24 protein-coding genes are annotated in these 26,441 nt (G+C 49.9%); 5 read left to right on the top strand and 19 right to left on the bottom strand.

Annotated features, from left to right (window positions below; all coding sequences use genetic code 11):
* Positions 1–11 precede the first annotated feature (11 nt).
* From ACQE3E_RS19915 to ACQE3E_RS19945, 7 genes are all read right to left on the bottom strand, one after another.
* The gene (locus tag ACQE3E_RS19915) at positions 12–1,664 is read right to left on the bottom strand and encodes a TIGR03016 family PEP-CTERM system-associated outer membrane protein (protein ID WP_313730556.1); all 1,653 of its coding nucleotides are present in this window, start codon (positions 1,662–1,664) and stop codon (positions 12–14) included.
* The gene (locus tag ACQE3E_RS19920) at positions 1,651–2,544 is read right to left on the bottom strand and encodes an XrtA-associated tyrosine autokinase (protein ID WP_168032894.1); all 894 of its coding nucleotides are present in this window, start codon (positions 2,542–2,544) and stop codon (positions 1,651–1,653) included. Before ACQE3E_RS19920 ends, ACQE3E_RS19915 begins: the two co-directional genes overlap by 14 nt.
* Before the next feature lie 24 nt (positions 2,545–2,568).
* Positions 2,569–4,110: an XrtA system polysaccharide chain length determinant gene (locus ACQE3E_RS19925; RefSeq protein ID WP_427500991.1), complete on the bottom strand. Its 1,542-nt coding sequence runs from the start codon at positions 4,108–4,110 to the stop codon at positions 2,569–2,571.
* Between the two features lie 47 nt (positions 4,111–4,157).
* The gene (locus ACQE3E_RS19930; protein WP_064023853.1) at positions 4,158–4,826 is read right to left on the bottom strand and encodes a polysaccharide biosynthesis/export family protein; all 669 of its coding nucleotides are present in this window, start codon (positions 4,824–4,826) and stop codon (positions 4,158–4,160) included.
* Between the two features lie 21 nt (positions 4,827–4,847).
* Positions 4,848–7,217: a tetratricopeptide repeat protein gene (locus tag ACQE3E_RS19935; RefSeq protein WP_313730555.1), complete on the bottom strand. Its 2,370-nt coding sequence runs from the start codon at positions 7,215–7,217 to the stop codon at positions 4,848–4,850.
* An 88-nt stretch (positions 7,218–7,305) separates the two neighbouring features.
* Positions 7,306–8,046, bottom strand: coding sequence for a PEP-CTERM/exosortase system-associated acyltransferase (locus ACQE3E_RS19940; RefSeq protein WP_254786680.1), 741 nt, complete (start codon positions 8,044–8,046; stop codon positions 7,306–7,308).
* A 32-nt stretch (positions 8,047–8,078) separates the two neighbouring features.
* Positions 8,079–8,552: a Crp/Fnr family transcriptional regulator gene (locus tag ACQE3E_RS19945; RefSeq protein WP_071155761.1), complete on the bottom strand. Its 474-nt coding sequence runs from the start codon at positions 8,550–8,552 to the stop codon at positions 8,079–8,081.
* A gap of 95 nt (positions 8,553–8,647) precedes the next feature.
* Here ACQE3E_RS19945 and prsK point away from each other — a divergent pair, with 95 nt between their 5' ends.
* Positions 8,648–10,738 (top strand): XrtA/PEP-CTERM system histidine kinase PrsK, encoded by a 2,091-nt coding sequence (gene prsK / locus ACQE3E_RS19950; RefSeq protein ID WP_313730553.1) that lies wholly within the window; start codon positions 8,648–8,650, stop codon positions 10,736–10,738.
* The gene (gene prsR, locus ACQE3E_RS19955; RefSeq protein ID WP_064026795.1) at positions 10,731–12,098 is read left to right on the top strand and encodes a PEP-CTERM-box response regulator transcription factor; all 1,368 of its coding nucleotides are present in this window, start codon (positions 10,731–10,733) and stop codon (positions 12,096–12,098) included. Before prsK ends, prsR begins: the two co-directional genes overlap by 8 nt.
* 60 nt (positions 12,099–12,158) lie before the next feature.
* Here the strand turns inward: prsR and fae are convergent, their stop codons facing one another.
* From fae to ACQE3E_RS19980, 5 genes are all read right to left on the bottom strand, one after another.
* Positions 12,159–12,710 carry a formaldehyde-activating enzyme gene (fae, locus tag ACQE3E_RS19960; protein WP_064026793.1) on the bottom strand — a complete coding sequence of 184 codons (552 nt, stop codon included), beginning with the start codon at positions 12,708–12,710 and terminating at the stop codon, positions 12,159–12,161.
* A gap of 88 nt (positions 12,711–12,798) precedes the next feature.
* Positions 12,799–13,239 carry an ankyrin repeat domain-containing protein gene (locus ACQE3E_RS19965; RefSeq protein WP_313730552.1) on the bottom strand — a complete coding sequence of 147 codons (441 nt, stop codon included), beginning with the start codon at positions 13,237–13,239 and terminating at the stop codon, positions 12,799–12,801.
* A gap of 11 nt (positions 13,240–13,250) precedes the next feature.
* A complete protein-coding gene (locus ACQE3E_RS19970) occupies positions 13,251–13,928 on the bottom strand; it encodes a hypothetical protein (RefSeq protein ID WP_168032886.1) in 678 nt (225 codons plus the stop codon).
* Positions 13,918–14,697, bottom strand: coding sequence for a 4Fe4S-binding leucine-rich repeat protein (locus ACQE3E_RS19975; protein WP_071155769.1), 780 nt, complete (start codon positions 14,695–14,697; stop codon positions 13,918–13,920). The genes ACQE3E_RS19970 and ACQE3E_RS19975 overlap by 11 nt, the downstream gene beginning before the upstream one ends.
* A gap of 3 nt (positions 14,698–14,700) precedes the next feature.
* Positions 14,701–15,255 carry a flavodoxin gene (locus tag ACQE3E_RS19980; protein ID WP_064026785.1) on the bottom strand — a complete coding sequence of 185 codons (555 nt, stop codon included), beginning with the start codon at positions 15,253–15,255 and terminating at the stop codon, positions 14,701–14,703.
* A 338-nt stretch (positions 15,256–15,593) separates the two neighbouring features.
* Here ACQE3E_RS19980 and ACQE3E_RS19985 point away from each other — a divergent pair, with 338 nt between their 5' ends.
* Complete coding sequence (locus ACQE3E_RS19985) at positions 15,594–16,583, top strand: hypothetical protein (protein WP_313730548.1); 990 nt, start codon at positions 15,594–15,596, stop codon at positions 16,581–16,583.
* Between the two features lie 2 nt (positions 16,584–16,585).
* Here ACQE3E_RS19985 and ACQE3E_RS19990 read toward each other — a convergent pair whose 3' ends face one another.
* The 7 genes from ACQE3E_RS19990 to ACQE3E_RS20020 all read right to left on the bottom strand — a co-directional run bounded on the left by ACQE3E_RS19990 (position 16,586) and on the right by ACQE3E_RS20020 (position 22,464).
* Complete coding sequence (locus ACQE3E_RS19990; RefSeq protein WP_313730547.1) at positions 16,586–18,475, bottom strand: cytochrome c peroxidase; 1,890 nt, start codon at positions 18,473–18,475, stop codon at positions 16,586–16,588.
* Between the two features lie 139 nt (positions 18,476–18,614).
* Positions 18,615–19,928: a selenium-binding protein SBP56-related protein gene (locus tag ACQE3E_RS19995; RefSeq protein ID WP_313730546.1), complete on the bottom strand. Its 1,314-nt coding sequence runs from the start codon at positions 19,926–19,928 to the stop codon at positions 18,615–18,617.
* 186 nt (positions 19,929–20,114) lie between these two features.
* Positions 20,115–20,387, bottom strand: a complete 273-nt coding sequence (locus ACQE3E_RS20000) for a DUF4242 domain-containing protein (RefSeq protein ID WP_064027354.1) — start codon at positions 20,385–20,387, stop codon at positions 20,115–20,117.
* A gap of 203 nt (positions 20,388–20,590) precedes the next feature.
* On the bottom strand, positions 20,591–21,124 hold the full coding sequence (locus ACQE3E_RS20005) for a DUF4145 domain-containing protein (protein WP_313730545.1): 534 nt from the start codon (positions 21,122–21,124) through the stop codon (positions 20,591–20,593).
* 184 nt (positions 21,125–21,308) lie between these two features.
* Positions 21,309–21,599: a type II toxin-antitoxin system RelE/ParE family toxin gene (locus tag ACQE3E_RS20010; protein ID WP_071155776.1), complete on the bottom strand. Its 291-nt coding sequence runs from the start codon at positions 21,597–21,599 to the stop codon at positions 21,309–21,311.
* Positions 21,596–21,820, bottom strand: coding sequence for an addiction module protein (locus ACQE3E_RS20015; RefSeq protein ID WP_313730544.1), 225 nt, complete (start codon positions 21,818–21,820; stop codon positions 21,596–21,598). Before ACQE3E_RS20015 ends, ACQE3E_RS20010 begins: the two co-directional genes overlap by 4 nt.
* Before the next feature lie 47 nt (positions 21,821–21,867).
* The gene (locus ACQE3E_RS20020; protein ID WP_071155780.1) at positions 21,868–22,464 is read right to left on the bottom strand and encodes a TetR/AcrR family transcriptional regulator; all 597 of its coding nucleotides are present in this window, start codon (positions 22,462–22,464) and stop codon (positions 21,868–21,870) included.
* A gap of 169 nt (positions 22,465–22,633) precedes the next feature.
* On the opposite strand from ACQE3E_RS20020, the gene dcd reads away from it, so the two are divergent.
* Positions 22,634–23,200, top strand: a complete 567-nt coding sequence (gene dcd / locus ACQE3E_RS20025; protein ID WP_064031738.1) for a dCTP deaminase — start codon at positions 22,634–22,636, stop codon at positions 23,198–23,200.
* A gap of 36 nt (positions 23,201–23,236) precedes the next feature.
* A complete protein-coding gene (locus ACQE3E_RS20030) occupies positions 23,237–26,434 on the top strand; it encodes a glycoside hydrolase family 15 protein (RefSeq protein ID WP_313730541.1) in 3,198 nt (1,065 codons plus the stop codon).
* The last annotated feature ends 7 nt before the right edge of the window (positions 26,435–26,441 follow it).

A 26,441-nucleotide genomic window follows, 5' to 3' on the forward strand; every position in this document is an offset into this window, starting at 1 on the left:
GAGTAGGCAAATTAAAATCGCACAGCAAAATTGGCGGTTGCCCTATTTTCGGTATAATCGAATCCGAAAGAGCTATCTGAATTCTGTTCTATGTGCCTAAACTCCAACTTTGTGTTCATCAATAATGGCCGCCCCAAATTTATGGGAACGGAGCGAGTTAAACCCAATGCTACATCGTAACGTGTATTACTTGCTGCGGAACCAACCGAATGTTGCCAGGAGGGCTGAAGATAAAAACTTAATCGAGGCACAAAACTCCATTGCCACCCCCCGGAGATTCCATAAGCCGAATCTTCTCCCACTCTCAGCTCATAGCTTCTTCTTTCATTAAAAGCAGTGGCATTGAAGCGGCTTTTACCGGTCTGATACGCCAAATTTACGCTAGCACGCTTTCTAACAATTACGTCATCAACCAAATCAAAAGGATTTAATACTAATTGAGAGTTATTATAATTAGGACCTTTTATTACGTTACCCGACCCATCCAACGCTAAAAAACCCTGACTAATAAGGTCTTGAAGATCCGCCACATCCGTCAAATTGCCAGAAGCATCTCGCAAGAAGAAGCCTTGCTCTACTAGAAGCTGTTGAAGAGTGGTCGTATCTTGAGAATAACTAAAACCCAAGCTAAATCTCTGCACTCGATAGTTTAAATTAGCATCCCACGAGCTTCCTGTATTTAGCCCGATATCCTTATTACGGTAAGTAATTGCCGAACCAAAATTAGAAGACGGATTAAAAGTCATAGTGACATGCTTATTGTTACCGACTCCGACTTCCAATGAATACCATAAACTCGGACTCCACCGCCCGCCAATGGTATAAAAAAAACCATTGTTAATACTGTTCGCCGCTAGAGTTCGGTAGCTATTATCCGAAAAGCCTGCCTGACCAAACACATTAAACTTCCGGTTAAAATAATACCGAGCATTACCACTATACTCCTCAAATCGAACATCTTGTCCAGAATTTCTATTTTGCTCGCGCGAAGAATAGTTCATTCCCCAAGTAACCGAGCTGAACTCGCTACCACTGGTCAATCTCGCTTCTTTAAAAAAACTATCGGAATCTGATATCAGATTTTGAACGAGCGGAGAAACCAATGCCGAGTCACCATTATCGAATGAAGAACGACTGTAACCGACTTTAAATAAACCGTTGGCAAATCGCCCGAACCGTGGTGTCCAATATGGGGAAATATTGAAATTTTTTGCCTCGGTTCGACTACCGTTACCTGAGATATTATCAGTCGCAACAAAAGCATTACTAATATTTTGCTGACTGATAGAACTGCTGGTTTCAACAAACAATCTGTTTCTAATAATCTGATAACGAGAACTCATCTGTAACTGATGATTAAAGTCTACGCTATCCGAACCTTGAGCATTATACAAACCCTGCAACCGGTAGTTCAGATTAAAACTGCTGAGCGCGGAAGACCCAAATAGCGATATTCCAGGACTAATATCGGTAACAAAACCACTTTTCTTTGCATTTTCAGACAAATTCAAATTATCTGAAAATATTTCGCTGACCGACATGCTAGGTGTAGCACGCCACTCCAAAGCGACCACATAGCGCGAGTGAAATATACTGATACAAACCAAAAACGCAATGTACCGAAGCCTTAACCTATTAAAACAATGGGCTTTACTGCTGTCCATACTTACCGTAACTGTAATTATGGCCGTATATATCTATCTCACGCCTAGTCTTATTCAGAAGAGTCATTACAACATCACAATTACTCAGCTTTGAAACCGCTTCGTTAACGACACTTTGTGGGGTAATTTCGGCAGCAATCACCAAAACAACCTGTCCCACCAGCTCAGCCAAAATCTGAGCTTGCGTAGCCACTAGCAAGGGCGGGGAATCGAAAATCACAATCCTGTCTTTATATCTACGACTGATTTCCTCCGCAAAAAGATACATCCTTTGACTTGACAGTAGCTCCGTAGAGTATTTATGGCGTTTGCCAGCAGTAATCAAGCTAAGATTTGGCAGATCTGTTTTTAACAGAATATCAGAAAATGTTATTCTATCGTCCTCCAAGTATTCAATCAGCCCCAATGGGCTTTGAACACCCAATTCCTTGGCAATACTGGGCTTTTCCACATCAGCATCAATCAACAGAACCTTTTTATCTCGTTCATTCGCCAAACTAAGAGCCAGATTAATTGATATAAAAGTCTTTCCCTCACTCGGTAAACTACTACATATGAGAATCAAATTTGGACGACTAATGCCGTTACCATCTCCTCCTTGTACATTATTTACCAAAGGACGTTTAATAACACGAAACTCCTCGGCCAATTGTGACTTAGCATCATTATTATCAATATAACCTTTCTCCGCCAATCCCTTCCAATCAAGATTAACCTGCCGCTCGGAAAATTGACCACTGACTGACTCGGCCAATGCTAATTCTTCGGAGTTTATTACAATAGCAGGGCTGGAAGCACTCCCTTTTGGCAAAACTTGATCATCATCTAAAACCAAGCCCTGCTTTCCGGCTTTCTTGAGCGCATTTTCGATAATGCTCATAAAGTTACCTATAAATTATTCGCACTATTTTAATAGCTCGAATATCATTATTCCAAGATAGCTTGAAATAAAAATCAAAAACGTAGCAATCAACACCCAGTCGACGTTATTGGACTGATTTATACCTTGAGAAGTTAAGGAAACACTCCCCAAAGAAGGCAACCCCGTCACCAAACGAACCTGTCTGGCTGACATAAATACCGGCCGAATAAAATATATCAAAAAGGCCACTCCGAAGCCCACCACCACAGACACTACTAAAACCAAAGAGTAAAACAATTTCCTATTAGGGAAGCTAGGCTTGTCAGGCTTGCTAGGAGGATTGGCGATTTTAAATTTGAGCCTAGAAGTCTGATCATCAACACGCTCTGTAATATGAGCTTGCTCACGCCGCTCTAATAACTCGGAGTACTTATGACTGATAGTCTCATAATCACGATTCAAATTTTTCATTTCAGTTTCAATTGTAAGACGCTCATTTAGACCCTCTTGCAACTTATTAATTCTAGACTGAATCGAGTCTACAAGCGACTGGTTGGAAGCAACCTCGGCAGCTGCGTTATCCAAACCCATTTTTAAAGCTTGAACATAGGGGTTTGCCATCTTATCAGCCCCTAAAGCAACTCCTCCCACCGCCGGTTCCTCAACTGGAGCTTTTGCTGCCTTTGCCTCTTCCTCCTGTTTCTTAAGTTGTTCAACTAGCTTATCGATTTCAAGTATCTCTGGATGCCTTTCAGTGTATTTCAGGAGCAGTTCTGTTCGTTTATCTTTTAAGGATTCGATTCTCGCATTATCAGCGGAAACCTCTTGACTAGCCGTAGGCATACCCCAATCCTCATCCGAGTCTTGAACATCAACCACCTGTTCCGCTAGTACGCTTTTTCGTGAAAGCGCCTGTTGTAAAGCCGTATTCGCTTCTTGCAATTGCTCCTTCAACTTTTGCAGCATTTGGAATTGATCGGACTCATTTAGCAAATCTAAATTTACTCTCTTGAATTCCTCCTTAGCCTTTTCAGCGTCTTGCAACCGTATTTCGTAATCACGAATTTGTTGTTCAATAAACCGCTGAGCATCACTTGCATCAGCCATCGCCTTACCTTCAGTTTGCTCTGAAAAGACGGTCAAAACAGCCTGAACGACACTTTTAGCAACCTCGGGATCCTGAGAAGTGTATGCGATATCGAAGATATCCCCTCGCCCACCAGTTATCGTTATATCTTTTTTAAGATTTTCAATGAGCTCGGTAGCAGCTGCAGATTCGTTTTCAGAGCGCGACAATTGAGACAACTCTATGATTTTCTCTAAATTTGGCCGAGTAAACATAAGTTGCTGAATAATGCGAATTAACGCCGAGATGTCCGGCTCTACCACCATCCCTCGCATTAAAGGGCGAATTACCGTAGCCGAATCGATATGGACTTTCGCCTTTGACTCGAATTTATCCGGCATAAAAAAAACGTATGCCCAAGCGACTAAAGAAACAAACAAAGCAAGTATGATTGCCAGACGCTTATACTTCAATGTCCCTTTCAAATAAAAATATACTTCTGAAAGTTCTTGTTGCATATCAAACAGCCATGACTAAGTAATAAAAATCAAACGTTTCTAGGGACTTAAAAATAAGCATCCGGGATTATTAATATGTCACCAGGCATCATCAAAACATTAGCGGATAAATCTGCATCATCAATCAAGTCGTCAATTCTAACCCCGTAAGATTTCAACTCTCCATTGAAGTTACGAATGACAGTAGATCTATTGCCATCGGCATATTGGTTAAGTCCGATTTGGATAACAACATCCAGTAAACTCATTCCTCGCTCATAGGGAATTGTTTTCCCTTGGTATCGCCCAATACCCCCACCTGTTCCGCCGCCCCCTCCACCAGATCCACTGCCGCCAGAAGAACCTCCACCGATTCTGCCGATCACTCGAATTTGTTGGGTATTGACTCCCTTAAAACCCGAAACCATGACGACTACTTGCGGGCTTTTCACATAGGTCGCTAGAACTTTCTCAATTTCTCTTGCAAGTTCGAACGGAGTTTTACCGTTAGCCAACAACTCCTCAACTAAAGGAACTGTGATTTTACCATCTGGCCTGACAACCGCAGAAGTCGACAACTCAGGGTTACCCCAAACAAAAATATTAACGCTATCCCCAGGTCCAACTTGATATGTATAATCAGACGCTTGCTGAACGTCCTCCAACATTGGCTGAGAACATCCAGCATTGAGAAATAGCAAAACAGCAAATCCAACAGTATTGAAAAACCTATTCATTTCAGCGCCCGATAATTTCCATTATTTATGTTCTAGTTCACTCAAAATCTTTCTCGCGTCGCTTTGCCCAGCAAACTCACGCCCTAATTTCTCGGACAGAGCAATAGCTTGCTTCAATTCGGATATTGCTGTCGCTTTGTTTCCAACTTTTGCGTGAGCAACCCCTAGATGATATCTTAGCTCTGGCATCTTGGGTTCCTTCAACACCAATTGTCCGAGCAGTTGCAATCCGAGATCGGTTTTTCCGATTTTAACCAAAGACCACGCGTACGTATCTTTAAAATAAGTATTTTCAACATCTTTTAACCTTTCAGCGAGTTGAGCCCCCTTATCCACTTCCTCAGAGTTAGGTGATTCAATCAGAAGAGCCGCCAGATTATTCACTACCATCATAGAATCGGGAAATTTCTCCAATAACTTACTATAAAGTCGCTTAGCGCTTGCAAAATCCCTGAGCTGCTCATAAACAGCCCCTAGCGACATCGACAACTGAATGCTATCCGGATTGGCTTCCAACCCTCTTAAGAGAATATCTTTGGCAATTGCAATGTCCTTGTGTAACGAGGCTTCGATTCTTGCCAAGGATTGATACAATGGCACAGCATTCGGAAATCGCTTCAGTTGTTCGTTTATAAAATTTTTAGCTTTAGCCGAGTCGTTGTTCGCAACATAAAAGTCAGACAAAACACTCGCAATAGCAATATTACCTAAATGTTTCGAATAGTGATCCTCTAAAAAATCTTGCGCTTTTCTAGGTTCGTTTATTGCAGCATAGACCTTAACCAAGTTTATCATCGAGTTGAGATGATCGGGAGACTCAATCAACACAGACTTATATAACTCAGCCGCGGATTGAAATTGTTTTTTCCCCTGCATTACCGTTGCCTGTAAATAGAGCGGAATTGCTTTATTTTTAGAAAGCAGTGCAACACGCTGAACGACCTCTTGCGCTTCGTCTAATCGCCCTTCCGACACATCTGCTTCTACCATGGCAATCAGAAATAGGATTTGGTTTGGTTTGGCTTTAATCGCTTTTTCTAAATAGTGCCTAGCAGTATCTCTCTGCCCCGCTTTCATATAGTCTTCATACACCGGAAAAAATGCTGCAGCATTGGCTGGATTAATATCAAGAGCCAATTTTAAATTCCGATCCGCCTGCTTTCGATCATTTTTCATCGCGTATGCTTGACCAAGCAATTGATACGCGGAGTCAGCATCCTTTTTTTCCCAAACCAATTTATTTAAAAACTCCAAGGCATCATCAACTTTATTTTCAGAAAGCAATAACCTACCGCGTAATAACTTCGCTTCGTAGAAATCTGGTTTTACGGTTAATACTTCGGTCAAGGCTTTATCTACCTCGTCATAGCGCTTATCTCCTAGCGCCATCTCAGCTATCACAGTTTTTGCAGCTAACCCTAGATCGCTATTTTTTTCCACTGACAGCACGTCTTTCAATCCATTTACACCGGCGTCCCTAAACCCGGAAGCGATCATCCATTTGGATAACTCAAAGACTGTGTTTTGGTCGTTTTTTGCTGCGCTGGACAATGCAGAGTATTCGGAAACAACTCTGTCTTTTGCTTTTGCATTTAAAAATTCTAGCAAAACGACTTTAGGTTCTATTTTATCTTTAGAAGCCTCAACAATCTGCCTAAGAACATTTTCAGCCTTATCAAGCTTTCCTGTCATAGAATACATTGATGCCAGGGTTACCTTGAAATTATCGACATCTGGGTACAACGTCACTAAGGACTCATATTCGGCAACCACTTTCTCAATATCATTGCGAGCGGAGTAAGCTTTAATTCGTAACAACCTGAGCGGCAAATTTTCAGGCTTTATGGCTAGGGCTTTTTCAATTAATGACAATACTGAATCAACTTCCCCTCGTTCGAATGCTAGGGCAGCGCTCAGGGAGATTGCCTCCGGATTTTCCGGCGCGGATTTTAATACAGAGTCGACAATATCGCTTGCTTCCTTATATTTCCCCTCGCGGATGAACGAAGAGGCAAGCAAAATCTGCCCATCAATCTCTGCCGGCTCTTTTTGTAATACATAATTCGCTTGCTCTCTCGCCTTATCCACCTCACCAAATATTAAACTTATTTTCCCAAGCTTTAATCTCGCTGGAATCATATCCGGAGCCAGCTCAATAGCTTTGGACAAATTTTGCCTCATCGATTTTAAGTTATTTTTCTTTTCATCTACGAGAGCCATATAATAATAAGTATCAGCATTACCTGCCTGACTCTGATTAGCGCTTTTAAACTCTAAGAAAGCGGTGTCTATCTCTCCTTTATCAAACAACTCCTTGCCTTTTTGAAAATGCTCTTTCGCGGCTTCTTCCGGGGATTGACACCCTACTGAAACTAAAATGAGAGTGGCCAAACATAACGATCTAATTGTTAGCACTCTTGCCGACGGAAAACCCACTTTTATCTCCAAAAATTTCAACATTATCTAGAAGATTAAAAAATCACTTGTAAATATTTGCTCTTATCCATTGGTACAGCTCCTTTAATTCGGGATGCATATTTTCCAACGCTGACTGAGTCGTTATAAAATAAGGAGCGCGAATACCGTGATAGTCAATGTCTTTGCCGACTCTTTGAAAATGAATACCGGACTTCCCCATCATTCTTGGCAAGAACGGCTCCATCATCGCGAATACGTTGGTCTTTTCGACCATCTCAGTCAATACCGTGGCGGCAAAAAAACACGCCACCGCAATTGAGGAAAATGTTCGTTGTTCCTGCGGCGAAAACTGGAAGCCATTTATTTCACCAAATCGTGTCAAGGTTTCACCACTCCGACGTCTGAACGCGCCATCTACAGCCAATCTTGAAATTTCGCAGACAGAGTGTCGATCTAACTTCATAGCGTCAATCATTTCAACATTGAGGCTTTCACTACAATAGCGTTCGAACGGCAACGGAGACGTCATTCTATCGCCATCCGCAGGCACCAACCTTACACATCCGGCCGGCATGCCGCTCTCCTTGTGAGTAATTAGACAATGTAACGAAGACTTATCGTAATCGTCCATTTCCATCTGATCCGGGAAATGATCAGTCGATTCATATTTGAACTCTTCACAATAAACACGATATCTAATTCTGTAGACCAAATCCTTTTGCTCTGCCTGATCCGCAAGCGCAACCGAAAAAAATCGACTGAAACTTTCTGCAACAGATACCTTGTTTCCAGGCTCCATCATTTCCTCTCGTTTAAAAGCGCGATCCGTCACGCTTAAAGATACTTGTCGATGTCATGCGCCTTAATTCCCCATACCAAAAGATGTTCTATTCTTTCATTTGCTAAGGTTAAACGATTGGACATACTTTGAAACAATGCCTTGAGAAAAAGGTACCCCTGAACAGGGTGGTCATCCAAATAGACGCTTAGCATATCGCTACGCACTTCCAGCAAGGAAATATCGGTCAACGCGACGACCGATGCCGTGCGCTCCCTCGGCCCATACAAACAAACATCCCCGAAAACCGCGCCTTCAGGCAAATCGCACAAACCAGGCGAAATGCGGCGATTTTCGTCAAGCTCCGCCCCGCCTAGCACTCGAACTGTCCCACTCTCGAGATAAAAAAGGGAGTTACCCTCGTCACCTTTTCGAATGATCGTTTCACCGGCTTTCTCGTCAAACCTACGCCAAGCGATGCCTTCTTGAAATTTGGAATCCGCTAGCAAGTCGTGGATTATTTGTTTCATGTCGCCGTCTGTCTAAGCCTAGCTACCTATGCACAAGCATAAGACCCATTCAATGCAAAACATACCACCAAAATATCGACGTATAATCATATAATATGGAAAACTACATCTATGTCAGCTACCTGAGCGCCACCGTCGCTTACGCACTACTGCTCGGCTACTCTATTCTGAGGAAACCAAAGCACCTTCCCTTTATGTTTGCGGCACTTTCATCCTTATTATGGTGCGCACGAACCACTATAACAACATCGAATAGCTATTATTTTTATGCCGATACCCTTAGCTATGAAACGGTCCGCAATTTCGCGTGGTTCGTCCTCTTAGGTTCTCTACTATTCCAACAACGACACCAACGCACCTTATCTCTATTGAGGTCTAAAACAGCGCGGCTTGCGTCGCTTTTGACCCTCTTCATCCTTAGTATAGAGAGTTTTCCAGATTACCAGGACTTCCTGAGAGAGTCTTTCGATTTCGATCCCAGATTTGTAGCGCATGTAGTGTTCGCGGTATTCGGTCTGATCCTAGTGGAGCAACTGTATCGTAGCACACCGCTGAAGCAACGCTGGAACATAAAGTTCTTGTGTGTCAGCTTAGGTGCATTGTTTGCGGTTGACCTCCTTCTTTTTAGCAAATCATTGCTGTTCAAGCAGTTAGATTTTTCACTTTGGCAGTCCAGAGGCATCATTAACGCGATTTTGACGCCCTTCTTAGCCATTACGTTGCCTCGTCTTCAATTTCCGGACTCGAACACCGAGCTTACCGTTCCCAGAAAATCGGTTTTTCACTCCACCATTCTGTTTGGATGCGGTATCTACCTGATTTTAATGTCATTTGCTGGATTTTATATTAAGCACGCCAACGAAAAATGGGGAGAAACCGCTCAAACACTGTTCATTTTTCTTGCCATTATTCTTCTGATTATTCCATTTACTTCAGGAAAAATGCGCGCGCTGTTCAAGATCTACTTCAGCAAGCATTTTTTTCACTACAGCTACGACTATCGTGAAGAATGGTTGAAAATTTCCAAATCCCTGGCGAAACTGGAATCCATAGAGGAACTAAAGCTTTTTATTATCAACACCTTAACCGACCTTGTTGAAAGCGCTGGCGGCGGGTTGTGGCTAAAAAACGACCAAGGCCAATTTTTTCTTGCTGCGGAACAAAATTTGAAGCTAACGCCACAGGAATTGGAATATTTGCACCATTTGGAAGATCTGCCCGAGTACCTTACCAACAAACAATGGGTCATTGATTTTTTTGAACTGGCTCACGCCCCTGAAGTATACGATGATATCGATCTGTCGCCCTGGTGCTACGAGGACAGTCAGGTCTGGCTGATCGTTCCGCTGTTTCACATGAACAAATTGGAGGCATTCGCGGTTTTAACGCAAGCCCGCGTGCCAAGAAAGCTCGATTGGGAAGACCATGACCTACTGAAGACCGTTGGCATGCAACTAGCCAACGCTCTGGCGTTGAGTCGCGCTAGCGAAGAGCTGGTTAGCAGTCGCCAATTTGAAACCTATCACCGTTTGTCGGCTTATCTAGTTCACGATCTTAAGAATGTCGGCGCTCAGATTGGTTTGATTGTAAAAAATGCAGCCAAACACAAACATAATCCGGCGTTTTTTGACGACACTATCGACACCCTCAACAATGTTTCCGACAAAATTCAGCACATCGTCGAGCAACTTAAACAAGGCGAAAACCAAGTCAGCTCAGTCGTTTTGGTAGATTTGGTCGACGTTATTCGCCGGATAATCGCCAGTAACATAAACCCAATTCCGGTGATTCTAAGTACGACTCTGACCGAGTGCCTGGTAAAAACCGACCAAATCAAGGTCTCTAACGTGTTAGCGAATCTGATTCAAAATGCTCAAGATGCTTCTAACGGCAAGGGCGACAAAGTAGAGCTTGAATTAACCAAAGACCCTGACTATGCTGTGATAAAAATTATTGATAACGGTAGCGGAATGGATCAGCGATTTATCGCTGAACGACTCTTCAAACCATTCGACACCACCAAAGGGAATGCCGGCATGGGCATTGGGGCGTACGAAGCGCGCGATTATGTTTTAAAAAGCGGAGGCCAGCTTCAAGTTGACAGCACGCCCGGAGTCGGCACCACGTTTACGATTTACCTACCATTAGCAAAGCGGGTTTCCGCTCAACCAGGGCATAATGACTGAATCCAAACTTCTACTGATCGTCGAAGACGATCCAGGCCTGCAAAAACAACTGAAATGGAGTCTAGAACAGTACGAAATAGTACTGGCAAGCAACCGCGACGAAGCGATCGCGGCTTTGCGCCGCCATACCCCTAGCGTCGTTACTCTAGACCTTGGTTTGCCACCAGACCCCACCAATGCGAGCGAAGGCATCGCCACGCTACAGGAAATGTTGGCACTAGCGCCCTCGACCAAAATCATCGTCGTGACCGGAAACGACGATCGAAACAACGCGATTCAAGCCGTTGCGTTAGGCGCTTACGATTTTTATCAAAAACCGATAGACCCCGACGTGCTCGGACTGATAATCGAACGAGCTTTTCAACTAGACGCGCTGGAGCGCGGTTATCAGGAACTGAAACAACAAAAACCACTGCACGGAATCATCGCCACTAGCCCGCAAATGCAATCGGTGTTGCGGATGGTGGAAAAAGTGGCACCGACGCAAGCAACCGTACTCTTGCTGGGCGAAAGCGGCACCGGTAAGGAAGTCTTGGCGAGGACGGTGCATAGACTCAGCGCGCGCGCCGACCAACCGTTCGTCGCAGTGAATTGTGCCGCGATTCCGGAAACGCTGTTGGAAAGCGAATTGTTCGGGTACGAAAAAGGCGCATTCACCGGCGCGGTCGCTCAAACCAAGGGTAAAATTGAATACGCACAGGGCGGGACTTTTTTTCTCGACGAAATCGGCGACCTGCCGTTCGCTTTGCAGGCCAAACTTTTGCGGTTCATACAGGAGCGGGTCATTGAACGACTCGGCGGCCGGAAGGAAATCCCGGTAGACGTCCGCATTATCTGCGCCACCCACCGTCATCTACCCGATTTAATCGAACAAGGTCAGTTCCGTAGCGATTTGTATTACCGCCTTAGCGAAATTGCAGTCGACATTCCGCCGTTGCGTAAGCGAGAAGGCGACATCATCGCTATCGCCACCGCCTTGCTGCAACGCTACTGTCGCGAAAACAGCCGGAAGGAAAAGCATTTCTCGCAGGACGCGGCACAAGCGCTCGAAGCCTACCTTTGGCCGGGAAATATTCGGGAGATGGAAAACAAAATCAAACGCGCGGTGATTTTGTCGGACAGCAATTTCGTCACCGCCGAGGAACTACAACTCGGATCGACAACCGACAAGTCCATGCCCCTAAATCTGAAAGCGGTCAGAGAGGCGGCTGAAACCGTCGCGATCAACCGTGCACTGTCCTATACCGACCATAACGTTTCCGAGGCAGCCAAACTGTTGGGCGTCACTCGGCCCACGCTGTACGGATTGTTCGAAAAATACGGAATTCCTATCTCGGCCCGCAACCAGAGCGACGACTAGCCGCCTCAGGCAAGCGATTCCGAGCAGCATTTTGCGGCGCGGAATCATTCTATAGATCCATTACCACTGCGATTCGCCGGTCTCCGGATCGTACATTTCATGAAACACCTTATGCCGGTTAGCTATCAGCTCATCAATGCTGGGAGAATTACTCATCGCGCGCTGAATAGCCAATTTCATCGCCTCGTAATTCGTACGGTACAAATCCTTACGGTCCAGATTGGGGTTGGTTGCGCAAGAGGGATCTATCCAAATCATCGCGACGATACACAGTTCATTGGCTTGTAACCGAGGAATGACGCCATCCGCGACACTATCGATCACAGCGTCGGCCACTGCGGACTGCACCGGTCCGCCAAATAAATTAACGTAAGCGGAAGACTTGATCGTCACCTTAGGTACCATAATCGTCGCCGGCCGCACTTGCTGGTTTGTCGCCCTGATGGCGAACATCCGGGTATGGCCTTCGGTCTGGCCCATCAAATTGGCGAAAGCATGGCCGGCCGGACCTTTGACGTCGCCGAGCAGTATTTCCGGCATTGCGTCGGTACCTTGGCCTTCGCTCGAAAATACGGTGGCTTCGCCGGTTCTAAACCAATATGAATCTGACATGGTGAGTCCTTGATCGTAATTGCGAAAGCCGGCATTCTATGCCGCTCGCAACCACCCGGCAATAGCCGACAGCAAGGAATCAGGAGTCCTAGCGCTTACGTAACAATTGCAGACACTGACGGTTGGCCGCCAAATCCAATGCGCTAAAGTCGTCGTCGGTGGTCAGACGCGGATTGGCGCCGGCGTCGAGCAATTGAGCAACCACGGCGTGTTTGCCGGCCGATGCCGCGTAAATCAATGCGCTGGAACCGCTAGGATTTTGATAATCGATGGCGATACCGGCTTGCAACAGCAACGCAATACACTCCGCCGATTCAGCAAAACAGGCAGCCCACAACGCGTTATTGCCGTAGGCATCCAAAACAGTCAAATCAGCGCCGCTTTCAAGCAAATACACCAACACATCCGCTCGACCGTGTCGAGCCGCCAAGATCAAAGCCTGTTCTCCCCGCCCGTTAACCGGTGCGGCAGGCGGAATCGCAAAGCCGTTTTGAGCCAGCCATTCAGTGATTTCGGTATTCGGACTCATCCTAACCCCACTTATACCAATGACGGCCTGGACAACAGCGACACATGCCCAACCCCATGTTGGCGCAAGGCCTCCAACAATTCCAAACGTGCAGCCTCGCCCTTGCCGCGCAGATAGCGTAACTCCGCGACCGTTAGCAATGTAATCGCCACTAGCGCCACCGGTCCTCCCGGCAACATGGCCACGGCATCAAGGCCAGCCGGTAGCGACAACAGCGCCCCAACGCGACCGCGACCGTCCTTGATGTGTTCGATATTAAACTCGATCGACAAAGGCTCGCCCGCCAATAATTTCTCGCAAAGTACCGGGTAGCCGGCCAGGGTATGGCTGACCTCGGCAGTCAACGGAAACAGCCAGGTATCCGCCAACGCAGTGAGCGGGCGATCCTCGGTGAGTCCGGCATCCGGACTTTCGATAAAGACCTCCAGACCCAAGCCGGTTTCCGGTCGATCGCGTTCGACCCAAGGGTCGGACAGACCGTCGGAAATGACACAGGCGTTAGCGCCATGCCGAGCCGCCAACCAAGCGGCGCCGGCCGGCCATTCCGGCCCATCGCTCATAGGCCCCATCAACGACGTCAACGACGCAACTTCCGATTCGAACACGCGACCGATCAAAGCCTGCCGCGCCTCGCTCGCCAACCGCAAACGGTCGGCATAGGTTAAACCTACGACAAATTCAGCGCTCATTCGCTACCTGCTCGGCGCACCGCGCCTGCCATCGTTCCCGGGCCATCAGCGCGACTTCCTCGTCGGGGTCTTCCATCATCCGCTGCAATAATTCGCCATCGGCCCGCAAGACCACCTCGTAACGCACGGTCCAGTCCGGATCGTCGGCCATCATCACCAAATCGTCGATCTCCATACGCTGCGCCACGATGCGGCGAATACCCACTTCATGGTCTTCAGCCATTAAACCCAGACTGACGGCGGGAATGCGCTCGGCAACGGTACGCCGAACCTCGGTGTCGGCATCGGCCACCAAGCGAAACAGCCGCCCCTCGGGCAGGCGTTTGGCAACATAAGCTCGCACCAGATAATCGGTGTCGCCCGCCATCAACTCCAACTGCGCCTCCGGCAAACGGTCGGCAACCGTCACTCGCACCTCTCGATCGCTGTCGTTGATTAGTTCCAGCAACCACTCCAGCGGGACTCGGTAGGCCAATACCCGTCGCACCGCTTCGTCGGGATCGGCCAACAGCGGCCGCAACAAATTCGTCGGCAGATAGCGGGCGGCTATCGCCCGTCGTTCCCAAAATGCATCTTGCATGTACTCGCGAGCCAAAGCGGGATGCAGCTTGAAAAACCGGTCTATTTGCCGACCGCTCTCCGCCATGATGCAAATATCGCCGGGCTTACAAGCCCCCTGCGCCAACAAACTGCTCCGATACGCGCAAGCGTTACAGTCGGCCAACGGCGTCAGATCAGGTTCCCGAACTTCCGGTGATTGGGCGGCCATCGCTTAAGCCGCCTCGGCCCTGACGGGCAACAGTTCCGGCGTTACTTGCGATAGCCAAACCCGTATACGCTCGTCGGTCAAATGCGGTTGAGTCCGCTGATCCAGTACCAAACCGACAAATTGACCGTCGATGATCGAATCGGAATGTTCGAATTGATAACCGTCTGTGCTCCAGCGCCCAATCACGTCGGCGCCATAGCCGCAAAACACGCGGTACAGTTGAATCAGCGAACTGGCAAACCGCGAAGCGTAGCGCTCTTGATGTCCGAGACCAAACAACGCAATGCGCTTGCCGGTCAGATCGCAATGTTCCAACTGCGGTACAAACTCCTGCCAACTGCGCTCCTGGCAACCGACGGCCATGCCGGGCAAATCGCCGATACCGTAACTGGGTGTCCCCAGGATCAGCGCATCGTATTGCAGCAAATCGTCCAGACTGGCCCGATTGACATTTTTCGGTTTGTCCGCCAACTCTTCACCCAGCAGACTGTAGATCTTCTTTGCCACCAACCGGGTACTGCCGGTATCGGTACCGAAAAAAATGCCGATTTTGCCCATAAATCACCTGTAGACGAGTTTGCGAGGAATGGCCTTAAGCCTTTTCGCAATTCTCAGCAAATTTCGATCCAAAACAGAATCCTTGCTCGCCAACATTTTTTAATCACAAATTCAATAACATAAAACACCCGGCATGCCCCGACGGTTGAGCTCTTTGAAGGTATGGCTACAATTGCCGGGAAACTGGCGAGATTGCCACACAGCCGAACAGCCCGCCGGTTAGCGACTCATATCGCCCGCCCGCGAACACAAGAAGTCAGAACCGCTATTGTTCGCCAATCCAGACTAGGCCTCCGAACCAACAACACCGTTTTCAAGACCAAAAGGGAGATTGATCCATGGCAATTTTGCGTTGCAGCGCTTGCGCCTATCTGCGCGAGGTACCTTCCGAGCATGCCGGGAAGACCGTCAAATGCCCGGTGTGCGAAAAACCCGCCGCGATTCACGACACAGTCGGCTTCGTGACCGGTTTGATCGACAAGTACAGTGCGCTTTTGAGCAAATACCGGACTCTGGAAGCGTTGCAACCCGCCCCGCCGTCCACGGGCCAACCGCCGCAAAAAATCGAGGATCTGGATTTGCACAATACGGCGGTGATGAGCCAAAGCACCCAATACCAACCGATAGTCCGTTGGTTCGAGCGCAAAGGCGTGCAAGTCGAAGTCAATCACGACGCACTCGATACCCAGGGCTTTTTCGACGAGGTCGCGGTGGAGCTTGGAGATCAGCTGGCGACGCTGAGAGAGCTGCTCGACAAAATCCGCAAGGCGCAGCGCAATGACTACGGTTCGGTGACGATGAATTTAAGCAATCACAGTCAAAACCAAATCAAAATCATCACCGGTTTTTGCAAATCGCTTTACGACTACTCGTTCGTCGCCAAATATTTCTACAACAAAAACGAAAAGCGCGTCCATCTGACGCTGCAAACTGCGCCGGCCATCGTCAACTTTTTCAACGGCGAATGGTTGGAATGGTATGTGTTCATGAAATTGCTAAAGCATTGCTACGACAGCAACGGCCTGTTTTCCTGTCTCCGCAATTTTACGATCCGCTTCGCCAACGAGGACCAATACGAAATCGACGTGTTTTTCCTGATTAATAGTCGTATTCCCTTGTTCATCGAATGCAAATCCGGCGAATTCAGACCCTTTATCGACAAGTACGGCAAAATGCGCCGCCGCCTCGACATCGACAAAAACCATTTTTTACTGCTGGCCTTGGGAACCAGCGACGAACAAGTCGCCGGATTGACCAAAATGTACGACATTACCTTCGTCAACGAAACCAACTTTATCAAACACATCCGTGCTTTGATGGCGCCATAGCTTCAACGCGCCAACGCATCGCCGACCGGCGCTGCAAACGCGTCGGAAACCAATCGACCGACATTGGCGCCGGTCAGCGCCTTTAAAAACGCCACCAATTCGTTCACTTCGCCGTCAGTTAAGGCCAACGGCCGCATCGCGGGCGCCAGATTGTCGTTGGCAACGCCACCCCGATTGTAAAAACGTACGACCTCTTCCAAGGTCGCCAGCAAACCGTCGTGCATGTAAGGCGCGCTCAACGCCACATTGCGTAGCGACGGCGTTTTATAAGCCCAGCGGTCGGCCGGATTCTGGCTGATTTCGTAATAGCCTAGATCGTTAGGTTTTTTGCCACGCACCCCCGACAAATGCCGGATATCGGCATCGACGAACACTCCCGGCGCCACTTGCACGTGTTGCGTATCCGGCATCTTTTGCATGGATTCTGCATAGCCGATGCCGGTGTTGTGGCGTTTTTGATCGGTGAACAGCGCCGACTTTTCCCCCACGCTATGACAGTTGCTACAACCCGCCTTGCCGGTAAACAGCGCGAAACCCCGCTTGGCGGATTCGTCGAGCGCATCCGAGCGCTTGCCGAAATACCAGCGATCGAACGGCGAATCCGCCGAATTCAAGGTGCGTTGATAGCTGGCCAACGCCTGACCTATCGTCTCCATCGTCGGCGCTTTGCCGAAAGCGGCTTCGAACAGGCCACTGTAGTCGGCGGCGGTTTTGATTTTGTCGATTACATAGCCGATGGACGGATTAGCCATCTCGTTATGCGCCAACAATGGCCCCCAGGCTTGTTGTTCCAGCGTATTTTCGCGGCCGTCGTGGAACAACAATTGAGCATAACCAACGTTGTACAGCGAGGGCGCATTGCGGCGCACGCTCCGTCCCTCGACGCCGACCGCCGTCGCCATCTCGTTGTTGGCGAAACCCTGTTCCGGGATGTGGCAAATCGCGCAGGAAAAGGTATTGTTCAGCGACAGCCGCCGGTCGAAAAACAACTTGCGGCCCAGCGCGATTTTGGCTGGCGTGAGCGGGTTGTCTTTGGGCACGGGCAACTTCGGCAAACCCAGCGGCGGCTTTAGGGCAAAAGCCAGCAAATCGGCGGACTTACCTCGCCGCTGTTCGAGTGCTAGAGAGTCGGTCCGATAATCGGCTTGCCGATAACCTTGTTTATCGTCACCGGCCCGGTACAAACGTTCGTCATTAACCGTTTGCGCCGATCTCATCGGTTTGGCAAGCGTCAATAGCGTTTTGACGTCGTTGAGCAAGGTATCGGCATGCAAGGAATCGACGTTATAAATGTTGCGTACGTTCTTGTCCTTATCGATCAGATACACCCGCAACAGATGTGAATACGTGCCGCTAAAGCGGCCTTGCTCGTCGAGGATTTTTTGCACGCTCTGCTGGTAGCCGTCCAAAATCGGCTGTAAGGCCGCTTCGTCGCGCGTGGTCAAAAACCGCCAATCGAATTGACCGGCGTTAAAGCCGGCGCCGTAGTGGCGCATCATATCCGGCGTATCTTGAGTCGGATTAAAGCTCAGGGTTATCAATCTGAGTTTGTCGGCCAATTCCGGTTGTTTCTGTAACTGACGACCGATCTTCTGCAGCACTTGGGTGGCCAGCGGGCAGCCGTTGCTATCGCTACAAGCCGCATAAATAAAGCTGAGCAAGACCAGCTTATCGCCCATCAGATCGTGAAGACGCTTGGGCCGATTATCGCTGGTCAACACCTCGCCGTCGGCCGCCGCCTGTATGACCTGCAACTGGTAAGAGCCGGGGGCCGCAAGTTGAAAAACGAGACCGGCATGACCGGGAGCGAGCGTTTGCCGATCCAACGGATCGGCAAAGCCTGGTGCGGTCGCGAGAACGGCGACCAAGCCCAATAGAAAGCTGAATTTCATTGCGGTGGATTCCGTTGGCGAAATTGAACGATCCTTTCGCCACGACCAGCGAATCCCGGCGGTCCGCGCCTAAGCAACGGAACCGGCGGTTACGCTGGCGTAGCGACGACCTTTTCGGTGTTTTAAACGCCCGCGCGAGCTACTTCGGCGCCTTGCCGTACAAAGCATACGCCCCAAACCGCATTTGATGCGCCCTACCCAGCTTCTCTTTATTGAAATCAATCGAGAACTGCTCGGTCAATTTGCTGCCATCCCAGCTGTAGGCTTTGAAGAATTGCTCGTTATCCGCGCCTTTCTTATCCCAATTGGCCAGCAGTGACGAGGTGTAATACAAACGTTTACCGTCCCAACTTGACGACACCATATTCACTTGCGCGCCGATTTTTTGTTCGAACACTTGTTTGGGGTGGAAAGGGTCGCTGATGTCGAAGCGGCGGGTCATACCGTCCATGAAGGTGTTAACCCACAGGGTTTTATCGTCGCTGGAGATGGAGATGTCCACCGGCAACGGGATTTTCGCCGGCTCGCCGATGTCCGCGACGTCCTTGGCTTGCCATTCGCCTTTGTCGTCCTGATGAATCAGCCAGATTTTCGAGGTCAGCGCGGTGCTGGTGAAGCAGTAGTTATGCGCTTCGTCCCAGGCACAGCGGATTTCCAACGGCGCGCCGGGTACGTCGAAGACTTTTTTCGGCTGGCGGCTGTGTAAATCCCACTGCACCACGGTATTGCCGAAGCGCTTCATCGCTTCCGGGTCGGCCAGCATTTTGCCGAAGTCCATCATGTAGTTGGACCAGCCGGTGAACGACGAAGTCAGCATCAGGTTACGACGTGGCAATACCCGTACGTCGTAGTTATAACCGTCGGCGTATTTGCCGGATTTGATCGCACCTTCCAGATTGCTGTCGGTCGGCAGCCAGTAGGTAGCGATGTAGTCGCCAGTATTTGTGTATTCGACCAGCGCGGTACGGCCGCCATGATCTTTGTTATTGGACAGGCCGGTGATGATCATCCGGCCCGGCAAGGCATACAAGCTGTGCGGACCGACCACGCCGCCGCTCTTGGCGACGAAATCGGTGATGGTTTTGCTGAGCTTGGGTTTGGCGGGGTCTGTGGCCACATCGAAGATGAAAATCTTATTGGTATCCAGGCCCCCGGCCCACAAAAAGCGGCGATCGTCGGTGAAGTCGGAGTGATGGGCCTCGTTGCGGCCACCGACAGACAAGCTAGCAACCACCTTGCCGTATTGCTTGGATTTTGGGTTGACGTCGACGGTGACCAGTTTGTCTTGTTCGTCGCCAACGCCTTCCGCGCCTAAAGTCCAAATGTAGACAAAATCTTCCTGGCCGGTAATTTTCGCCATGTACGGCGAGGCGCAGGTTTCGTCCGCGCTGGCCGACAGGCTGGCGGTGCCGAGCAATAGCGCGGCGGTAAAGGTGCTGAGTTTAAAAGTCATGAGTGTTATCCCCGTAAATTATCGTTTTAATGGTGTCCTATCTTCCGCGCTCGAACGCTCCACCCTGGCACGCGCAAACGCTGATGAACCGCTCCAGCGGTTCAGCGTTGTAGGGTGAGCACTGCGTAGCTTTTGCCCGGCAATCGCGACCTCCGACGAGGTACGCGGCGCTCACCCTACCCAAGCTCAGTCCCCCGTGGTCGGATCGATCACGGTCTTGATTTCTTCTATCCGATTGGCCGGAAAACCGCCTTGCTCGGCGTGTTCGCGTATCGCTTGTTCGTTGTCGGCGATATAAATGCAGTACACCTTGTCGCCGGTCACATAGCTGTGCAGCCACTGGATGCGCGGCCCCATATCGCGCAACACGCCGCAGGATTTTTGGGAAATGCCTTGCAACTCGGCTTGCGTGAACTGGCCGGCGCCGGGAATGTCGCGTTCGATGATGTATTTGGGCATGATAATCTCCTAATAAATGACCGGTCGTCTAATTTGCCGGCGTTAAAAAATGCTGCCGTGTGGGCAGCGGTTATTTCGATTCGTAAGCTGGGTAGAGCGAAAGCGAGCCGAAGACAACGTTGAAACCCGGCTAGGCGTCTGCCAATGCTGGATTTCCTTTCATTCAACCCAGACTACGCACTTCAGTCTAATATTGGGGCATCCTACGATCCTTGCGCCGGTATTTTGTTTGGAAATTCATATATGAATTTCATAAGCATTTCTGAAAAAGCTATTAGATCTTCGCAGTCTGATTTATCCATAAGAGCAATTTCGTGAGTTGCCTCATTACCCTTTTTACGAATATGATCCACCCAGCCTCGGCCATTCGGCGGGATATATCCTTGATCTGCTAAATAATTAACGTAATAAATGAATGGTTTACCTTCTTCGGCACCCTGTTTTACACCAATATTCATTAAGAGTTTTCTACAAAGTAATACCGAACCGGTATACGCCGACGCCGCAACAGAATTTCTTGCTTCTTTGTATAGTAACGCTAACTCTTCAGGTAGATGATTGACATCATTTCTAGGTGCCACATCAGGGTACTGTGCTCCATAAGCGAAATGAGTAGGTCGTTCGCAATGAGGACATATATAAATTCGTTGCCCTAAATTTGAGAAATATCCTTGATTAGATGCAACAACATTACCGCAATGTCCACACTTATACTGAACTGACTGCAAGCTATTCAAGCTATTCCACGACATACCAAATATTCTCCAATTTCAAATCTTGTGTCCTAGGCGTACCAATAAAGGTTAACTTGATGTTTATTTAAGCCCTAAAATCCTGACAAACCGCCTGCAACAGCTCCACCCTCGACCTTCATTTTTGGCAACGCACCCTGCCAGGTCATCCAACACCAAATCCACGACATCATTTTCTAGAATTCCAATAATTAGGCTGTTTTCGCAAATGCATCACCGCCAAAATCTCCAATTTTCCGGCTTTTTCCCGAAACACTAACGCATATGGAAAACGCAATATCCGGCACTTGCGAGTTTCATCATCTACCTTTCGATACAACATGGGATTGTTACAAACCCGGTGGGTGGCATCGTCCACCGCATCGATAAGGCGCTTTTCCAAACCCGCTTGTTGTTTTTGATAAAACAATATTGCTTGTTCCAACTCCTCGCGGGCCTGAGGATGCAGGAAATATTTCATAAAAAGCGCTGTCTTAGCTCCGCCATGACTTGTTCGCCATCCAGCAGCAGCGCCGAATTGGCGTCTATTTCCTTGCAACGCTTTTGGATTTCCTGCCGCCACTCCTCGGAAACCGGAAAGTCTTCTTCATAATCCAGGCTTTCGATCAAGATTTCCGCAATATATGCTCTTGCTGCCGGAGCCAGTTTTAATGCCTGTTCGGTTATCGTTTGTGCATCCATCAATCACCTCCAATTTAGCGCTAGCATGCGATAAGGCAGGAACTCAATCAAGCCCTAAAATAATCATCCAACAAATCCCGGCAAACCGCCTGCAAGGGTTCAACCGACTGCTCGACTTTCATCCGCAACAACGCGCCCTGCCAGCCGTTTAACATCAAATCCGCCATACTTTTCGCGGTCTTATCGGTGCGTACTGTACCGTCTTTCTGGCCGCGCTCCAGCGCGGTTTTCTGCAAATCGGCGTAGCGACCGACCGCGTCCAGCAAGGCGTCGCGGCATAGCGGACTGGTATCGCCGATTTCCCCCATCAAATTGCCCAGCAGACAACCGCCCTTGAAACCGGTTTTGGCCACTTCCGCTATCAATTCCGCGTAATACGCTTTCAATGCGCCCAGTCCGTCCAATTCCGGGTTTTGCAAATGCCCGGTCAAGCGGACGATAAAAGGCTCGATGTAATGATGGATCGCTTCGGCGGCGAAGCGTTCCTTGCTTTCGAAATAGGCGTAAAACGAGCCCTTGGGAATTTGCACGGTGTCCAAGATCTCTTTCAGGCCGGTGGCGTGATAGCCTTTTTCCAGCAGCAAACTGACGCCCTGCTCGAGCAATCGATCTTTTTTGACTTGTTTCGGCTTTAGCGATGACATGGATTAATTATGCGACCGGTCGTCTAATTTGTAAATCAGTTTTTCCTAATATTTTTAAACGCGACCCACGGGCCGATAAAACCGGCCGAACGCGGCCGGAGTAGCGATTTTTCAGCCTTGATATGCTATGTTGGCAGTCTGTTCCTTTTTTAATGGTAAGCCCAGCAACATGAGCATCAAATCAGACCAGTGGATACGCAAAATGTCCGAGCAACACGGCATGATAGAGCCGTTTCAGGCCGGCCAAGTTCGCGAATCCGCTCAAGGCCGGATCATCTCTTACGGGACGTCGAGCTATGGTTACGACGTGCGCTGTTCCAACGAATTCAAAATTTTCACCAACATCAACTCGACTATCGTCGATCCAAAAGATTTCGACGAGGCCAGCTTTGTCGATGTCAAGTCCGACGTCTGCATCATTCCGCCCAACTCGTTCGCGTTGGCCCGTACCGTTGAGTATTTCCGAATTCCGCGTGACGTGCTGGTGGTCTGCCTGGGCAAATCGACTTACGCCCGCTGCGGCATCATCGTCAACGTCACGCCGCTGGAACCGGAATGGGAAGGCCACGTGACCTTGGAATTCTCGAATACCACGCCGCTGCCGGCCAAAATCTACGCCAACGAAGGCGTTGCCCAAATGCTATTTTTCGGCGGCGACGAAGTCTGCGAAACCTCCTACAGGGACAGAGGCGGCAAATACCAGGGACAAACCGGCGTCACTTTACCCAAGGCCTGAACCCGACCATTCCGTCCCACCCAGCCCGGCACCGATATGACCCAACCCAGTAGCGACGCGTTAGACCAATATTACCGCCAAGTCCACGACATCATTCTCAGCCGGCAAAACTGGATTAGTGGCTTGCTGCCGGCCAGCACCGCCGTCACCGTACACGGCAACTATACCGACGCTTGGGTTAGGGACAACGTATATAGCATTCTGGCGGCTTGGGGGCTAGCGTTGGCTTACCGGAAGAACGGCGAAAACCCGGAACGCGCTTATTTGCTGGAGCAAAGCGTCGTCAGGCTAATGCGCGGCCTGCTGACCGCAATGATGCGCCAAGCGCCTAAAGTCGAGAAATTCAAGCACAGTCAGGACCCGCTCGACGCGCTGCACGCCAAATACAACACCCAGACCGGCGAAATCGTGGTTGCCGACAACGAATGGGGCCATTTGCAACTAGATGCCACCTCGTTGTTTTTGTTGATGCTGGCGCAAATGATCGCATCGGGGCTCCGCATCGTGTTCAGCGTGGACGAAGTCAATTTCGTGCAGAATCTGGTGCACTATGTCAGCCGCGCCTACCGCACGCCGGATTACGGCATTTGGGAACGCGGCAATAAAATGAACCACGGCATCGCCGAATTGAACGCCAGTTCGATCGGTATGGCCAAGGCGGCGCTGGAAGCGATGTCTGGCTTCAACCTGTTCGGCAAGGATGGCGGCCAGACCGCGATCATCCATGTCGTCGCCGACGACATCGCCCGTACCCGAATTACGCTGGAATCGCTGCTGCCGCGCGAATCGATTTCCAAGGAAGTCGATTCGGCGGTACTCAGCATCACCGGCTTTCCAGCCTTCGCGGTCGACAATGCCGCTCTCCGCGAAAAAACCGAGACATTGATCGTCGAGAAACTGCAAGGCCGATACGGTTGCAAGCGCTTTCTGCTGGACGGCCACCAAACCGTCATCGAAGACCACCAGCGCCTGCATTACGAACCCAGCGAGCTGAAGCAGTTCATGGACATCGAGTGCGAATGGCCGCTGTTTTTTTCGTACTTGCTGCTCAATCGCTTGTTTGCCCGCGACGCCGACGGCGTGGGCGACTATCGGCGCCGTTTGGAACACTTATTGGTGGAACGTAACGGTCAATGGTTGTTGCCCGAGCTGTATTTGGTGCCGGAACCGGCGATCGCGGCCGAGAAGCGCCACCCCCACAGCCAAGAACGGGTGCCCAACGAAAACGTGCCGCTAGTCTGGGCACAAAGTCTGTTTATCCTAGGCTGTCTGCTGCAGGACGGCTTGATCGCGCTAGACGACATCGATCCGCTGGGCCGTTACAAATCCACCCGCCTGTATAACCGAACGCCTTTACAGGTGGCGCTGCTGGCCGACAGCGAGGCGGTACAAGCAGACTTACACGCTACCGGCATCGTCTCGCAAACACTCGGTGAAATCGCGCCGATACAGGTGCGCGAAGCCAGCGAACTCGCTGCGGCCTACACCCAAGTAGGACGCAACGATCGAATCGGCCTGACCGGACGCCCCTTGCGCCAAATTCGCAGCTTGGCGACCTCCCGCCTTTATCTGCTGGCCGGCGAACCGCTGCTGTTCCTGCCGCAATTCATGAACCAACAAGGATTCTATATTGCGATGGACAATCGCTTGTTGATTCAACGCCTGCGCATGGAATTGACGTATTTGGCACACCACTGGGACAGCCCTAAGCCGCCAATCTTCGTCATCAACGTCAAGGACAACATGCTGCACGGCGCCGATCGCGAAATGTTGCTGGATTTCATCCAGCAAATCGGCTCCGGCAAATTGGCCGACATCGAGGTTAGGCTCGGCCTGTTAACCGAATTCGCGGCCGACTCCTGTCGTGAGAAAATCGGTTATCTGCACGATTTTCGCTTTTCGGAGCCGCGGCGTGACGACGCCGAGCGCCCCTGCGCGCACGCCATGCCGCACGAGGCCGCCACCCCACAACCTTTGGACAGCTATACGCTGACCGCCTGGGAAATCGGCGACGATGCGTTGTTACTAGAGCAATTGCGCGGCAACGGCAATCTGTATGCGCAACTGGAAGCCTTAAGTCTGCTCGGCGGCCGCCACGGCTTGGACCATCCTGTGCGCTTGGCCGGCCAGGAGTATTCGGTGCGCGACCTGCTGGAAGAGGTTTACGCCCGCGCCGGCGACCGCCACGTCTGGTACATCGTGCGTCGCGCAGCCGGCATTCTAGGCAAGTACGATATCAATCTGGAACAGGCGGCGACCGACATCCTGGTCCGCCAACACGGCTTGACCGTCGGCCGCGCCTACAGCGGCAAAGCCACGTTACGGCGGCCGACCGACTCCTGGGAAATACTGCAAACCATCCGTAGCTTTAACAATCAGGATAGCAATCAGCACATTGTCATCCAGGAATTGATCATTTATTTGGGCATGCTGATCAAACTCAAGCCAGAATTGTTTGCCGACATGCATACGATACGGGTCGGCCATATTCTGCAGCTGATCGTGGCCCGGCAAAAACGCGCCAGCCAAGTTTCGCTGGACCAAGCATTTACCGAGGTATTAGGTCTGCCGCCGCACCGACTGGTGGAACTGCTCAGAGAAACTTTAGAGGATTACGGCAATAGCCAAACCCAACTAGGCTTGGTGGAAACCCTGCATTACGACGGCGCGCAACGCGACTTGAGTTCGGCTCGCTTCCCGGCAACGATGAACCCGAATCGCGGCGACTCCGAGGACTGGTACGACTGGCGCGAACGCCAAGGCAGCGTCGGCCGTGAAAACGACGCTTTTTTCACCGGCGTTTGGACGGTACTGGAGCGTTGCCAGGGCCTGATGATAGGCGAAAAAATCAACGGTATGCGCCGGCTCGACAGCGAGACCACGCTGTCGCAGATGACGCCGGGCGAGCAAACCTTTAAATTGCACGTCAATCACGTACTCAATAAAATTCAGGCGCCGGTCTACCGGCAATTGACCGCCGAGGCATTGCGAGCGCTGGGTTCTATTTTCCGGGACAACCCGGCCTTACGGGTGGACGATACGATAGTCACCGACATTCTGATCGGCCACGCCGTCAGAATCTGCTGGCTGCACGATCACCCTGACCACCGCGACCAATACGAAAATTACGTGTCGCTGGCTTGGCAGGCCTTTTATCAACTGCCGCCCCACGCCGTTGCCAACGGCATTCTCGACGCCCTGATGCATTTACTCGACACGCCCAACGCCCAGTGAGGACCGA

This window comes from Methylomonas sp. MED-D (genome assembly GCF_050276835.1).
Taxonomy (GTDB): Bacteria; Pseudomonadota; Gammaproteobacteria; order Methylococcales; family Methylomonadaceae; genus Methylomonas; species Methylomonas koyamae_A.

Coding starts and splice junctions, on each gene's coding strand:
- fae (WP_064026793.1), bottom strand. CDS start 12,710: ATGTCAGATTCATATTGGTTTAGAACCGGCGAAGCCACCGTATTTTCG.
- ACQE3E_RS20030 (WP_313730541.1), top strand. CDS start 23,237: ATGACCCAACCCAGTAGCGACGCGTTAGACCAATATTACCGCCAAGTC.
- ACQE3E_RS19920 (WP_168032894.1), bottom strand. CDS start 2,544: ATGAGCATTATCGAAAATGCGCTCAAGAAAGCCGGAAAGCAGGGCTTG.
- ACQE3E_RS19980 (WP_064026785.1), bottom strand. CDS start 15,255: ATGGGCAAAATCGGCATTTTTTTCGGTACCGATACCGGCAGTACCCGG.
- ACQE3E_RS20015 (WP_313730544.1), bottom strand. CDS start 21,820: ATGGATGCACAAACGATAACCGAACAGGCATTAAAACTGGCTCCGGCA.
- ACQE3E_RS19970 (WP_168032886.1), bottom strand. CDS start 13,928: ATGAGCGCTGAATTTGTCGTAGGTTTAACCTATGCCGACCGTTTGCGG.
- ACQE3E_RS19925 (WP_427500991.1), bottom strand. CDS start 4,110: ATGCAACAAGAACTTTCAGAAGTATATTTTTATTTGAAAGGGACATTG.
- ACQE3E_RS19965 (WP_313730552.1), bottom strand. CDS start 13,239: ATGAGTCCGAATACCGAAATCACTGAATGGCTGGCTCAAAACGGCTTT.
- ACQE3E_RS19915 (WP_313730556.1), bottom strand. CDS start 1,664: ATGGACAGCAGTAAAGCCCATTGTTTTAATAGGTTAAGGCTTCGGTAC.
- ACQE3E_RS19945 (WP_071155761.1), bottom strand. CDS start 8,552: ATGAAACAAATAATCCACGACTTGCTAGCGGATTCCAAATTTCAAGAA.
- ACQE3E_RS20010 (WP_071155776.1), bottom strand. CDS start 21,599: ATGAAATATTTCCTGCATCCTCAGGCCCGCGAGGAGTTGGAACAAGCA.
- ACQE3E_RS19930 (WP_064023853.1), bottom strand. CDS start 4,826: ATGAATAGGTTTTTCAATACTGTTGGATTTGCTGTTTTGCTATTTCTC.
- ACQE3E_RS19995 (WP_313730546.1), bottom strand. CDS start 19,928: ATGACTTTTAAACTCAGCACCTTTACCGCCGCGCTATTGCTCGGCACC.
- ACQE3E_RS20000 (WP_064027354.1), bottom strand. CDS start 20,387: ATGCCCAAATACATCATCGAACGCGACATTCCCGGCGCCGGCCAGTTC.
- prsK (WP_313730553.1), top strand. CDS start 8,648: ATGGAAAACTACATCTATGTCAGCTACCTGAGCGCCACCGTCGCTTAC.
- ACQE3E_RS19990 (WP_313730547.1), bottom strand. CDS start 18,475: ATGAAATTCAGCTTTCTATTGGGCTTGGTCGCCGTTCTCGCGACCGCA.
- ACQE3E_RS19940 (WP_254786680.1), bottom strand. CDS start 8,046: ATGATGGAGCCTGGAAACAAGGTATCTGTTGCAGAAAGTTTCAGTCGA.
- ACQE3E_RS19975 (WP_071155769.1), bottom strand. CDS start 14,697: ATGGCCGCCCAATCACCGGAAGTTCGGGAACCTGATCTGACGCCGTTG.
- dcd (WP_064031738.1), top strand. CDS start 22,634: ATGAGCATCAAATCAGACCAGTGGATACGCAAAATGTCCGAGCAACAC.
- prsR (WP_064026795.1), top strand. CDS start 10,731: ATGACTGAATCCAAACTTCTACTGATCGTCGAAGACGATCCAGGCCTG.
- ACQE3E_RS19985 (WP_313730548.1), top strand. CDS start 15,594: ATGGCAATTTTGCGTTGCAGCGCTTGCGCCTATCTGCGCGAGGTACCT.
- ACQE3E_RS20020 (WP_071155780.1), bottom strand. CDS start 22,464: ATGTCATCGCTAAAGCCGAAACAAGTCAAAAAAGATCGATTGCTCGAG.